The 12,812-nt window shown below is 67.1% G+C and carries 14 protein-coding genes; 11 read left to right on the top strand and 3 right to left on the bottom strand.

Features of this window, described 5'->3' with window-relative positions:
• The first annotated feature begins 36 nt into the window (after positions 1-36).
• From G6N28_RS03345 to G6N28_RS03310, 8 genes are read left to right on the top strand one after another with little or no spacing between them, the layout of a single operon-like run.
• Complete coding sequence (locus G6N28_RS03345; RefSeq protein WP_235674450.1) at positions 37-1,038, top strand: MlaD family protein; 1,002 nt, start codon at positions 37-39, stop codon at positions 1,036-1,038.
• Positions 1,035-2,045 carry an MlaD family protein gene (locus G6N28_RS03340; protein WP_163897032.1) on the top strand — a complete coding sequence of 337 codons (1,011 nt, stop codon included), beginning with the start codon at positions 1,035-1,037 and terminating at the stop codon, positions 2,043-2,045. Before G6N28_RS03345 ends, G6N28_RS03340 begins: the two co-directional genes overlap by 4 nt.
• On the top strand, positions 2,045-3,085 hold the full coding sequence (locus G6N28_RS03335; RefSeq protein ID WP_163897031.1) for an MlaD family protein: 1,041 nt from the start codon (positions 2,045-2,047) through the stop codon (positions 3,083-3,085). The genes G6N28_RS03340 and G6N28_RS03335 overlap by 1 nt, the downstream gene beginning before the upstream one ends.
• 1 nt (position 3,086) lies before the next feature.
• Positions 3,087-4,244, top strand: a complete 1,158-nt coding sequence (locus G6N28_RS03330) for an MlaD family protein (protein ID WP_163897030.1) — start codon at positions 3,087-3,089, stop codon at positions 4,242-4,244.
• On the top strand, positions 4,241-5,287 hold the full coding sequence (locus G6N28_RS03325) for an MlaD family protein (protein WP_163897029.1): 1,047 nt from the start codon (positions 4,241-4,243) through the stop codon (positions 5,285-5,287). The genes G6N28_RS03330 and G6N28_RS03325 overlap by 4 nt, the downstream gene beginning before the upstream one ends.
• On the top strand, positions 5,284-6,249 hold the full coding sequence (locus G6N28_RS03320; protein WP_163897028.1) for an MlaD family protein: 966 nt from the start codon (positions 5,284-5,286) through the stop codon (positions 6,247-6,249). The genes G6N28_RS03325 and G6N28_RS03320 overlap by 4 nt, the downstream gene beginning before the upstream one ends.
• Positions 6,250-6,284: 35 nt before the next feature.
• A complete protein-coding gene (locus G6N28_RS03315) occupies positions 6,285-6,995 on the top strand; it encodes a hypothetical protein (RefSeq protein WP_163897027.1) in 711 nt (236 codons plus the stop codon).
• A 10-nt stretch (positions 6,996-7,005) separates the two neighbouring features.
• Positions 7,006-7,779, top strand: coding sequence for a hypothetical protein (locus G6N28_RS03310; RefSeq protein WP_163897026.1), 774 nt, complete (start codon positions 7,006-7,008; stop codon positions 7,777-7,779).
• Here G6N28_RS03310 and G6N28_RS03305 read toward each other — a convergent pair.
• A complete protein-coding gene (locus G6N28_RS03305; protein WP_179962011.1) occupies positions 7,705-8,148 on the bottom strand; it encodes a hypothetical protein in 444 nt (147 codons plus the stop codon). The two genes, G6N28_RS03310 and G6N28_RS03305, sit on opposite strands and share 75 nt — an antisense overlap.
• A 97-nt stretch (positions 8,149-8,245) precedes the next feature.
• Here G6N28_RS03305 and G6N28_RS03300 point away from each other — a divergent pair, with 97 nt between their 5' ends.
• Together G6N28_RS03300 and G6N28_RS03295 are read left to right on the top strand one after the other, a co-directional pair.
• Positions 8,246-8,644, top strand: a complete 399-nt coding sequence (locus tag G6N28_RS03300) for a Zn-ribbon domain-containing OB-fold protein (protein WP_163897025.1) — start codon at positions 8,246-8,248, stop codon at positions 8,642-8,644.
• Between the two features lie 26 nt (positions 8,645-8,670).
• Positions 8,671-9,879: a thiolase family protein gene (locus G6N28_RS03295; protein ID WP_163897024.1), complete on the top strand. Its 1,209-nt coding sequence runs from the start codon at positions 8,671-8,673 to the stop codon at positions 9,877-9,879.
• 16 nt (positions 9,880-9,895) lie between these two features.
• Here the strand turns inward: G6N28_RS03295 and G6N28_RS03290 are convergent, their stop codons facing one another.
• Positions 9,896-10,639: a DUF1906 domain-containing protein gene (locus G6N28_RS03290; protein WP_163905782.1), complete on the bottom strand. Its 744-nt coding sequence runs from the start codon at positions 10,637-10,639 to the stop codon at positions 9,896-9,898.
• 121 nt (positions 10,640-10,760) lie between these two features.
• On the opposite strand from G6N28_RS03290, the gene G6N28_RS03285 reads away from it, so the two are divergent.
• The gene (locus tag G6N28_RS03285) at positions 10,761-12,248 is read left to right on the top strand and encodes a serine hydrolase domain-containing protein (protein ID WP_163897023.1); all 1,488 of its coding nucleotides are present in this window, start codon (positions 10,761-10,763) and stop codon (positions 12,246-12,248) included.
• On the opposite strand, the gene G6N28_RS03280 is transcribed toward G6N28_RS03285, so the two are convergent.
• Positions 12,157-12,771, bottom strand: coding sequence for a hypothetical protein (locus G6N28_RS03280; protein WP_235674449.1), 615 nt, complete (start codon positions 12,769-12,771; stop codon positions 12,157-12,159). The genes G6N28_RS03285 and G6N28_RS03280 overlap by 92 nt on opposite strands.
• Positions 12,772-12,812: the final 41 nt, after the last annotated feature.

The raw sequence follows: 12,812 nt of genomic DNA, 5'->3' as shown, positions 1-12,812 counted from the left end.
CCAGACCAAGAAGGACGGGCCCCGAGCTCGCGCTCGTTGCGGATCCGTGGTCTGGTTGCCGCGGTGATGCTGGGCATCGCGGGTGCCGGGCTCTACCAGCTGGGCACCGGCGGCTACACCGATACGTTCACGCTGACGGTGATGGCCGATGAGATCGGGGAGGGGCTGACGCCGGGCGCGGAGGTGAAGTTCCGCGGCCTGACGATCGGATCGGTGAAGACACTGGAGTCGGTCGGATACAACAAGCAGAAGATCACGCTGGCCCTCGAACCCCGTCAAGCGACCGCTCTGGCCGCCGACACGACGGCTAAGTTCATGTCATCCAACACGTTTGGTTTGGCGGCGGTCGAGCTGGTCAGCAGCGGGGCCGGCCCACGGTTGAGCCGAGACCAGACGTTGGCGGTGGACACCAGCGTGGAGTCGGCGTCCATCAGCGGATTGCTGCGTGACGGCCAGAAGTTCGTCCGGATCATGGACTCGCCCGACGTCGACCACATCATCGAGGTGGTGCGAAGGCACGCCGATCTGACCGAGCCGGTCACCCGGTCGTATTTCGACCTGGTCAAGATGTTGAGCGACTCCCAGAAAGTGCCGTTCTCGCAGTCACTTTCGGTGTTCGCTTCGGTGATCAACGGGGTCAGTGACGCGGTCCCGCTGATCAGGCTGGCGTACGACCTGCTCAACGGGATGGAGTTTCTGGCGCACCCGGACGGCGTCGAGCGCATGAACACGATCATGGACCAGACCGCCAAGCTCCTCTTCGACTCCGAAGCCATCTTCGCCAGAAACATGCCGTGGCTGGTTCCGTTCTTCGGCGGGGTGATGAGCGCGTGGTTGCCGCTCGCCTACACCATCGGGAGCACGTCACCGGCCTACGACCGGCTCTCCGGTCTGCTGGACCGTACCAGCGCGGCGTTCCCGATCATCGACGGCAAGACCCGCATGCGACTCGATCTCACCATCGACACCATGCCCGGGCTGGCGGCGGCGCTGCCCGCTCCCTCGCCGCCGGACGCACCACACGGCGGTGGCCGATGAGAAGCGTTGCCAGATCGGTGATGTGGCTGACGATCTTCACCGCGGTTGCGGTGGTGTGCGTTCTCGTCGTGCTCACCGCCCTGCGCAGCCCGGTCACCGGCGACGCCTCCCGCTACACCGCCGAGTTCTCCGATGTGTCAGGGCTCTACGTGGGCGACGACGTGCGCATCTCGGGAGTGCAGGTCGGCAAGGTGGAGACCATCCGGCTCGACGGCCGGATCGCGAAGGTGGACTTCACCACTCAAGTGGCTCATCCGGTGTTCGCGAACACCGTCGCCGCGGTGCGGTACCAAACCCTGATAGGCCAGCGTTACGTGGAGCTCGTGCAACCCGCCGAGCCGGCAGGCCGGCTGCCGACGGGCGGCACCATCCCCCTCGGGCAGACCATCCCGTCGTTCGATGTGGCCAAGCTGTTCAACGGGTTTGAGCCGATGTTCCAAACCCTCGATCCGGCTCAGTTCAACCTGCTGGGAGAGAACCTGCTGCGGCTGATCCAGGGCGACGAGTCCGGCATCGGCCCGTTCCTGCATCGCCTCGACGTCATCGCCAAGCTGGCGGTGGACCGCCAGGCGGTCATCACCGCGATGATCCGCAATCTCAGCGCGATCTCGACGGATCTGGGCGGCAAGTCACAACAGCTGTTCCAGCTCATCGCCGAGCTCAACGAAGTCCTGACCAAGTTCGGTTCCAAGGCCGAGGAGTTCCGTGCCACGCTGGACAGCACGCTGCCTGTCCTGCGGAACACCACCCATGTCCTGCAGTACGCCGAGCGCACTTTCGACGGGACGACGGTTCCGCTCTACGACCTGGTCAGCAGGATGTGGCCGCAGACCCCGACGATCATCGCGGGGCTCTCGCTCGCCCCGTCCTTGATCCAGGGAATGCGCAGCTGGCTGGTCGACGGACAACCCGCGACGCCGACGTTTTCCTGCGCCGACGGGGAAGTCACGCTACCGGGGATCGGGCAGGTGTCGTTCGGGCAACAGAACCTGGTGGTGTGTCGGTGATGGCTTTCGGCGATCGACTCACCGCCTGGCGTGAGCGGATGATCAGGCGGCGCGCTGTGCTCGATGAACGCGCCGCCGCTTCCTACAACCGCCGAAACGGCATCATCGGCGCCATCGTCATCGTCGCCTCGCTGGCCGCCACCGCGATGGCCTACCTGAACCCGTCGGATCAGACCGGATACACCGCGCACCTGCCGAACTCGGCGGGCGTGCAGGTCGGCGACCAGGTCCGGATCGCCGGCATCCCGGTCGGCAAGGTCACCGGCGTTCGCCTCGACGGCGGCCTCGTCGAGTTGAGGTTCGACGTCGAACGCTCGGTCTCGGTCGGATCGGAATCCACCCTCGAAGTCAAGCTGCTGACCCCTCTCGGCGGCCACTATGTGGCGCTCGACCCGAAAGGAGCTGTGCCGCTCGGCCGCAACACGATTCCACCCGACCGCGTCACGTTGCCGTTCGAGATCAACGACATCATCGAGGCCGCCACCCCGGTGGTCAAGGACGTCGATGGTCAAGTCATCCATGACACCTTCGCCGAGGTGGCCAACGCAGCCAACACGTATCCGGATGCGGTGCGGGACCTGATCCGGTCGGCCGACGCGCTGACGACAGCTATGAGCAAGTCCACCAGCGACTTCCATCGCGGCCTGGACTTCGTCAATGACGGTCTGCGGGCCACGGTCGGCGCCCGCGCGCAGCTCGTCACGCTGTTCGAACAGTTCGACCTGCTCGGCAGGATGTACACCACCAAGGCAGTCGACATCGTCGAGTTCTTCAGCCTGATCAAGGAATTGGCCCGCATCCTCGATCGCATCACCGTGTTCTACGGCCGAGAGGTCGCGCCCATCGCCGAGGGAATCGAGGACATCGAGGACACGCTGCGGGCGCATCCCGAGCGTTGGGGCATGGCTCTCGACGGTTTGGCGCAGACCCTCAACATCATCGTGCCGATGCTCAGCGGCAACGGGGTCGTGTTCGACGAGAGCAACCGGATGGCCCCCGGGCAGGACCTGTGCCTGCCCAGCATCATGAGGCATTGTTGAGATGGCGGCGATGTCGGCGATCGGCACGCGGTTACGTTCGCCGCGGGGCATCGCGGCAGTGCTGGCCGTCGTGCTCGTCGCCGCCGTGATCGTGGGCGTCACGATCGTGCCACCTGCGACCAGCAAGACCCGGTCGATGTGCGCGGAATTCGCCGACGCGGTCGGGCTGTATCCCGGCAACAAGGTGGCGCTGCTGGGGATCGAGATCGGTTCCACGACCGCGATCACCAACAAGCCCGACCACGTTCAGGTCGACTTCACCGTGCCCGCAGACCTCGACCTGCCTGCCGACGTCGGTGCGGTGACCTACTCACAGTCGATCGTCACCGACCGCCACATCGAACTGACCAAGCCGTACACCGGCGGCCCGAAGTTCAGCGGCCCGGGATGTATCAAGCTGAACTCCACCAAGACCCCGGTCAGCATCAGCGAGACCTTCTCAGCGATAGGTGAACTCACCGACGTGATCCTGGGTTCCCAGCCGGGGGAGGACCCCTCGGATGCCCCCGGCGTGCAAGCGATCAACGACAGCCTGAGCGCGGCCAACCGGTCGCTGGAGGGCACCGGACCCGACATCAACCGGGCGATGCGCAATCTGGCCACCATGCTCGGCGACCCATACAAAGCCGACGCCGACTATCGACAGTTGTTCGAGAACAGCGAGATCCTCACCTCGGAGTTCCTCGCGAACTGGGACAGCTTCGCCTCGGTCATCCGGACGCTTCCGGTCACCACCCAGTTGATCGAGGGCCTTTCGGACAACTTCGGAGCGGCGATGAGCCACATCTCGCACCTGCTGCCGATCCTGGTCGACGCGGTGAGCCGGTTCGGGCCGCGGATCTACGACAAGACCGATGCGCGGTTCAGTGGCCTGACTGACGCATTGAACAGGCACGCACCCGCGATCCTGGCGATGATCAACTCGTGGCCGCAGTTCAGCAACTGGTTGGCCGATATCTACGAGCCGGCGTGGGGCACCCACAACGTCACCTACATCCCACCGCAGGTATCGATCTCCCCGTCACAGGCGGGCGCCATCTGTGAGGGGTTGCGGCAGCGCAACATCCCCGGGGCGGACGCGGCGTGCGCGTCGGGCATGGAGTCCGATCCGATCACGCTCGGCCTGACCAATCTCATTCTGGGAGGGGCGCTGTCATGATCCGAGGCGCGCTCAAGGCCGTCTGCGCGCTGGTGGCCGCGGTGGCGATTGGCGCGACCGCGGCCTGCTCGCTGGATCCGACGCGGCTGCCGGTCCCCGGCGCGTATCTGCCGCAGCACGCTTACCAGATCAAGATCGAGTTCTCCAGCGTGCTCAACCTGCCCGCTCGCGCCAGGGTGGACTCCGGCGGGATTCAGGTCGGCGTGCTCGACCGCGTCCAGCTCTACGGCACCACAGCGGTCGCCTACGTCGAAGTATCAGGTGACACAGAGCTTCCCGAAGGGACCCGCGCCGAGCTTCGCCAAGCCACTCCGCTCGGCGACATCTACATTGCGCTGCTCGCACCGCAAGGCCCGCCCGGGGGGATGCTGCGCGACGGCGACACCATCCCGCTGCGTGACACCGCCCCCGCCGACAACGTCGAAAACCTGCTGCGGTCCATGTCGAACCTGGTGGCCGGCGGCGCGATCGGCACGCTTCAGAACACCGTGGTGAACATCAACAAGGCGTTTCCGCAAGACCCGGTCGAGCTGACCCGGATGCAACACACCGTGTCCGACGCGCTCGGCGACCTGGCAGCCAATCAGGACACCATCGAGGGCATCCTCGCCGGCATGGAAAACGTCAGCAACGCACTCGCGGCGAACACCACGGTGTTCAATCGCCTCGTCACCGAAGGTCCGGCGAAACTGGAAGGGTTGTCGGCGGTCACACTGGCGATCCTCGACGTGGTCGGTGCCTCTCGCGACGTCGGCGACCTCGGCGGACAACTCATCAACCCGGTCGCAGGCGACTTGATGCAGATCCTGTCCTACCTCACGCCGATGGTCGGGACGATGGCGACCGCCGACACCACCATCCCGGTGATCGCCGACAAGTTCGTCGCGTTGCTGCGCTACAAGCTCATCGGGTGGTTCCGCGGAGGCGGCCCGAAATACACCATCGACGAACTTCATCCACCGACCGGCAACGAGGGTGTTGACCCCGCGGACAAGGCGGATCAGGCGGTATCGGCGATGCAGGCGATGGGGTTGCTGCCATGAAATTCGGTGCCCGCACCACGCTGGCCATCCTGGCGGTGATGACGCTCGCCGGCGCGGTCTACATGGCGTTCGGCGTGCTGGACATGAACCCGACCAAGGGCGTCACCCGACTCACCCTGCTGCTCGACACGTCCGGTGGCCTGATGCCCACGTCGGATGTGACCATGCGCGGCATCAAGATCGGCCGAGTCACCGATATCCGAACCACACCAACGGGGCTGGCGGTCTCGATGGACATCGACCGCGCACACCCGGTCCCTGCCGACAGCACGATCAGCGTGCAAAACCTCTCCGCCGTCGGCGAACAATACATCGACTTCGACCCGGAACTGATCGCCCCGCCGTATCTCGGTGACGGGGAGGTGATTCCCGCGGACCGGGTCGCGCCGATGGTCACCACCAGCGACGTGCTCACCAGGGTCAACACCTTGTTCACGGCGCTGGACCTCGACCAGATACACGCCGTCATCGACAACATGTCCGCAGCGTTGGCCGACAACGACGCCACCCTCGACTCGCTGGCCACCACCGCCGCGTTGACCGCCAAGGTGATACAGGACGACAAGGCGGCGCTGGCCACCCTGCTACGCAATGTCTCGACGTTCACCACCAACATGGATGAACTCGACGCCGGCGAAAAGATCAGCGAGACAGGCAGACTCCTGCCGCGTTCGGTGCCGGCCTTCCTGGGGTTGATCAAGGAGATCGAGACCCTTTCGCACACCGGCCTGGGCGTGGTGGGCCCCACCGATCCGGTCGGGATTTTGGTGGCCAAGATCGGCGAATACCTCGACATGCTGTCCGGACCGCTGGGCACCTTCGCCGGCGTCCTGCAGCCCGCGCTGGCGCCACTGCACGACATCCGGATCGACGCCGGGCACTGGCTGGACTTCTGGGAATCGACGTTCACCGACACCGGCAGCGTGCGGATTCAGCTCAACGTGCCGGAGTGGCATCAGTGAAACCCGAACCGAGCGATGGCAGAGAAGGTAGAGACATGACCGACGCGGCCGAACCCCAGGACGCTGACGAGGCTGCCGAGGCCGCCGAGGTCCAGTCCGACGATGCTGGCGCAGCGCCCACCGAGTCACCGAAGGCACGACGCTGGTCGAAACGAGCCGGGCGGTGGGCGGCCGCCGCCCTGGTGGTGGCCGTGCTCGTCGCGGCTGCCGTCGGGTTCGTCAAGTATCGGCAGGTGTCCGACGAGCTTGCGCAGCTGCGCCAGAACCAAGCCGATCGCGACGCGGTGGCACAGTTGGCCGAGGACTATGCGCTGCGGTCGCTGAACTACACCTTCGAAGACCCCGATGCCTTCTTCAACGCGGTCAAAGACGGTGTGTCGCAGTCTCTTCAGGACAAGTACACCAACGCCGCAGACCTGCTCGAGGCCGTCATGCTGCAGGCGCAGGTCAGCTCCGCCGGCGAAGTGTTGGCCGTCGACCCCGTCGCTCAGCCCGACGGTTCCTACCGGGTGGTGGTGTCGGCCCACCAGACCACCCGTAACCTGCAGAACCCGACGCCCAAGGTGTCGATAATTCTGCTGAGGGTCACCGTGCACAAGGTGGGTGACGCCTGGCAGGTAGCCGACATCGGCCCGGAGACCGGCAGCAAACCGCCTGTCGCACAGCAGATCCCGGCGCTACAGGCACCGGCAGCGGCTGAACCGCCACCTGCTCCCGCGCCGGCCGAACCGGCGCCGCCGCGGTAAGGGGCGGCCGGTGAAACGATTGGCACTGCTGATCGCCGCGATGGCGGCGGCGAGCGCGGGAATCGTGTTCCCGGTCGCGACCGCCGACCCCACGCTGCCGCCTTGCCCGCCGACGGCGGCCGTCATCTCGCCGCAAGCCACCTCCGAACAGGTGGACTGTTCGCTTCTCTCGGGTGTGCTCGAGTTCGCCGTCACCTACTGGCGGGTGCCCGACCTGCCGCGGCCGGGCGCGGTGAAAGTCACGGTGACCGACGCGTCGGGCGAGGTGGTGCAGACGATCGACGAGCTACTCGAACCGTCGAGCCCCGGCGGCGTCGCGCTCCAGGACGTCGACGCCGACGGCCGCGAGGAGCTGATCATCCCGATCGCCCGAAACCTGTTCAACGGCACCGCGAACACCCGGTTCTCGGTGTGGCGCGCACCGGGTGACCGGCTCCACTACGAACGCACCCAGATGGTCGGGCAGGCGGTCTATCCCAGCGGCGACGGATACCTCGTCACCAACGGCGGCGGGTTGGTCAGTCGAGATCTCACCTTTTATCTGCCGACCGGTGCGGGGTACACGCTGGTCGTGGTGTTGACCATCGAAGCCCAGGAAATCGACCCGCACACCCGCCGGGTCCTGACCGTCAGCTGCCGCGCCCACCAGGAAGACGGCCTGCACGCGGTCGCCATGACCATCCGCCAGGCCGAGGAGGCCTTCTGCGCGTCACCGGCCGCGAACGCCATCTGGCCCGACGCCGAGCGCATATCGGTTCGGCGCTGGCTCCCGGGGACTCGTTGAACCGCAGTAGTGGCGCGCCGCGGCCACCAACTGTCTGGCCTTGGCGAGATCGCCGGAAAGGAGGTCTGGTCGCGCCGGGCGGTACGGGTCGCTGTTGTCGATCTGGGCCGCCAGCATGTCCGAGCGGATCCGGAGGTCGACGGCCGCCGCGCTCGTCAGGCCGTACAGCGGCGACAGCGCGCTTCGGATCCGGCCGGCCAGATAAGGCGCGGTTCCGGAGGGGGAGACCTGGTCAAGCTGCGTCTCCAGCCGGTCGGCGACGGGCAGGATCGCGCTGCATTCGGCAGCGGTTGCCGCGGCCGGCGTCGCCGTCAGGCACACGCTCGCGGCGGCGAGCGTGAGAACCAGGCTGCGCGTTCGGTGTTGCATCGGCTACAGCTTCGCATTGCCCGGCGCAGATCGCTGGGCGGATGCACAAACGCCGACGGCGTTCGCTACCGTCGGGTCACCACACCACGGAGGTTTCATGGCCGGAAAGATCCCCTTTGTCGACTATCTGGTCCTCGACGACGGCGAGCCGCACCTGGTGGCGCAGGAGTGTGCGAACTGCGGCGCCCGGTTCTTTGACCGGCGAAACGCCTGCGCCGGCTGCTTCGCAACCGAGTTCACCACGGTGCCGGTCGCGACCGAGGGCACGGTGCGCGCGTTCACCATCGTCACCTTCGCCGCCCCGGGAATACCCACGCCGTTTGTGGCCTCCGTGGTCGACTGCGACGGCACGCAGGTCCGGGCGAACCTCGTCAACGTCGAGCCCGATCCCGACCACATCCGCGACGGGATGAAGGTGCGCCTCACCACCTATCCGGTCGGCACCGATTCCGAAGGCACCGAGGCGATCAACTTCGCCTTCGAACCCGCCAACTGACCACGAATGCAAGCGAGGGAGCGACGATGAGCGCCAGCGACGACGTATGGATTCTGGGGATCCGGATGACCAAGTTCGGCAAGCACGCCGACCTGGACACCGTGGACCTGGCGGCCGAGGCGGCACTCGGCGCGCTCGCCGACGCCGGGATCACCATGGCCGACGTCGGCGTGCTGGCGGCCGGAAACCTGATGAACGCGAGCGCAGGAATCGGTCAGCAGCTGCAAAAGCAGATCGGCCAGACCGGCATCCCGGTGTACAACGTCGCGAACGCATGCGCGACCGGCGCTACCGCGCTGCGAACCGCGATCATGGCGGTCAAGGCCGGCGAGGTCGACTACGGCATGGCCGTCGGTGTCGAGAAGCTGTCCGGCGCCGGCCTGCTGGCCGGTGGGAGCAAGGCCGACGACTCCGACGTGTGGCAGCCGAAGGGCCGCTACGGCGCCGTGGCTCCGATCGACGGGCGCATCGGCACCGAGACGATGCCCGGCGTCTTCGCACAGATCGGCACCGAGTACGGCCACAAGTACGGCGGCACGAGCTTCGAACTGTTCGCCAGGATCAGCGAGAAGAACCACGCGCATTCGACGCTCAATCCGCTTGCGGCATATCAGAAGCGGTTCACGCTCGAGCAGATCATGAACGACGTGATGATCGCCTACCCGAACACCCGGCCGATGTGCTCGGCCAACTGCGACGGTGCGGCGGCCGCGATCGTGTGCAACGGCGAGACGTTGAAGTCGCTGTCGCTCGAGCAACGCCGCCGGGCCGTGAAGGTGTCCGCGTCGGTGTTGACCACCGATCCGTACGAAGAGGGCTGCCAGGTGTTGCCGAACGTCAACACCCTGACCCGGCGGGCCGCGGCGACCGCCTACGAGCAGGCCGGTATCGGGCCCGGCGACCTCGACCTCGTCGAACTGCACGACTGCTTTGCCACCGCCGAGCTGGTGCACTACGACAACCTGATGCTGTGCGACGAAGGGGCAGCGCCCGACTTCTTCAATTCGGGCGCGACCTGGCGCGACGGGTCAACGCCGGTGAACGTGTCCGGCGGGTTGCAATCCAAGGGGCATCCGATCGCCGCGACCGGCATCGCCAACATCTGGGAGATCTGCCATCACCTGCGCGGCGAGGCGGGGGACCGCCAGATCGAGGACGCCAAGGTCGGTTTGGCCCACGTGATCGGACTGGGCTCGGCCTGCGGCGTTCACGTGCTCGAACGATCGGCCGCCTAGGCCGGCCGCCTGACGCTCACGTCCGATCCAGGTCCCACTGGCCGAAATCGGCGGCCAGCACCTCGTTCTCGTCGACCTGGGTCCCTCCCATGGGGATGCCGGTGTCCGGTCCGGTGACCACCACGGCCTGGTACAGCACCGCTCGCGGTTCGCGCTTGCCGCCGGACCACGCTCTCGTCTGCCATGCCCACCAGTGCCCCGGCGAGGTGGATGGCCCGATCACACCGTCGTCGATCGCCCACGCACACACCCGTGAGTGCCCGTAGACACCGGTGCGGTTCACTCCGAGAACCGAGTTGATCCCTCGAAGCCAGTCTGCGGCAACGGCTTTCCAGGTATCACGATCGATGTCCTCGTCGATGCTGAAGAAGATCGGCGCCGATGCCGGCCCGCCTGCGGCGGCGTGGAGCCGCAGCGCCGTTCGAGCGTCCGCCACGCCGCCGTCGTATCCGCGGGTGTAGTCCGACGGCGTCGGCCAGCCCGGCTTGCCGTACTGATAGCAGCTCGCGACGTGCAGGCCGGCTGACCGCAGTGAATCCGCGTATTCGCGGGTGACCGGCTTGAAGTCGAAGTCCGCGCCCGGTCGTAATTCGGACACGTAGACCAGCGCGCCGGCATAGCCGGCCGCCTTGATCTGGTCCGCGGGCACCTGGCGGTGCGTGAAGTCGACCAGCCGCAGCGACTGCGCCGCCGCCCTCGGCCCGGTCCGGGTGGCCGCGGCCACGAACAGGACCGGCGCGGCGGCGGCATACCTGAGCATCTCACGCCGCCGCCAAGCCCGTGGTCCGTCACCATCGACCCCGTCGGACACGGCGCGATGCTAACAACCGCCGCCCTATCCTGAGGGGCGAAGCGCGCACCCTCACCCCGACGAGGCGGCAATGGTCAGGTTCGCAGCACGACCCGCGCGGGCCGTCGTTGCCCTCGGCACCGCGTTGGTCGCCCTCACCGGCGTCACGTCGTGTGCCGATACATCACCGCCTGCTGCCAATGACGCCCCCCTGACCACCCGTGCCCCAGCTGCGACGACCAGGCTCGCGCCGCCACCCCCAGCCCCGCCGACCCCCGACATTCCCGAAGTGTCGAAGGTGATCAACGATGCGCTCGCAGCGCACCGGTTGCCAGGTGCTGTGGTCACGATCGGACACGGCGGCAAGCTCGTCTTCCAGCGGGCCTACGGTGTGCGCAGGCTCGCCGGTGAGCAAGGGCTCGACGGCCTACCCGCACCGGCCGAGCCGATGACCGCGGACACGATCTTCGACCTCGCGTCGTTGACGAAACCACTCGCCACCGCCACCGCCGTCATGCAGCTGCACGAACAGGGGAAGGTCGGCGTCGACGATCCGATCCAGGACCACCTGCCGGAGTTCAACCCGACGAACGACCCGCAGCGCGCACGGGTGACGGTGCGGATGCTGCTCACGCACACCTCAGGCTTGCCGGACGTCCTCGACCTGCGCGGCACCTGGGGATTCGACCACGCCGACAAAGCAGAAGGCATCGGGCGCGCACTGAGTGCACCGCTGCAGTCCGAACCCGGCGAGGTGTTCCGCTACTCCGATGTCGGTTTCATCCTGCTCGGCGCGCTGATCGAGAGGCTCACGGGCGAGCCAGAAGACGTCTACGTCCAGCGAAACATCTTCGCGCCGCTGGGCATGCACGACACCGGCTATCTGCCGCCGGCGAAAGCGTGTGGACCGCACAAGATTCGGGGGGTCGCGCTGGAATTGACGCCGGGAGAACACCCCGAGGCGTGCCCGGAAGACACCTGGAGCACGGAGATAGTGCCACGCACCGCGCCGACCGCCCTCGACGAGGAACACCGCGAGGACCCCCGCCAAAATCCCAACTTCGGGCACCTGCTCCGGGCGACCGTGCACGACCCCGCGGCGCGTCGGATGGGAGGAGTGGCCGGCTCCGCCGGGGTGTTCTCGACCGTGCACGACGTCGGCCGCTACGCACAGGCTCTGCTCGATCGGCTGGCGGGCCGGGAGAGCCGGTTTCCGTTGCAGCAAGCGACCTTACAGATGATGACGACGCCTGAGCAGCCTGGCCACTCGGCCGAACAGCTTCGCGCGGCCAACAACATCGTCCGAACGGTCGGTCCGCGGTATCCGGCGGTCAGGGGACAGAACCTGCGCGGCTTCGGCTGGGACATCGACACCGGCCACTCCCGGCCCAGGGGCAGCATCTTCCCGGTCGGCAGCTTCGGCCACACCGGCTTCACGGGAACGTCGCTCTGGATCGACCCTGGTTCAGACACCTATATCGTGCTGCTCACCAACGCGATTCATCTTCGCGGCAGCCGGCCTGTGTCGGATCTGCAGGCCGCGGTGGCGACGACGGCGGCCCGGGCGCTTGGGCTCTAGGTAAGGGGCTTGCGGCAGCCCCGACCGGGCGGCGGGTGATCATCGCCCAGGCAGCCAGACCGGCTGCCGCCCCGGCCAGGACGTGCCAGGCGCCGTGGTACTGCCAGAGGCTGTCGGGCCGACACAGCGGAGAGGCCGAACGTCCTGCGGGGTAAGCGATTAGTCCCAACGCGAAGACCCCGATGGCCGCCGCCCAGACCGACCGCCGCTCAACGAGCCTGCTGCGTGCCAAGCCGGTGACGCACACAGCTCCCAGCACGACGATCGGCCAGTCGTGAGCGGCCTGCGCCCATGACGGCTGGGGTCCGTGGTAGGCGAAGCTGCCGAGCCCGACGGCGACGGCCGCCAGCCCGGCAAGCACCGCGAGCACGCCCCGGCCTCGGATCGACGACCACAGCACCATCGCCCCCACGACGACGAAAGCCAGGCTGGTGACCGCGAGGACGGGCTGCGCCAACGCCGCGTCTGCAACGCGCTCGCAATCCGTATGCCCGAGGCCCGTCGGGACGATGAAAAGGTGCATCGGCGGCCACCGTAACCCGCCCTGGCCGTGAGACCATCGCA

The sequence above is a fragment of the Mycolicibacterium pulveris genome (assembly GCF_010725725.1).
GTDB classification, from domain to species: Bacteria; Actinomycetota; Actinomycetes; order Mycobacteriales; family Mycobacteriaceae; genus Mycobacterium; species Mycobacterium pulveris.
This window is presented reverse-complemented; position numbering and strand designations above follow the sequence as displayed.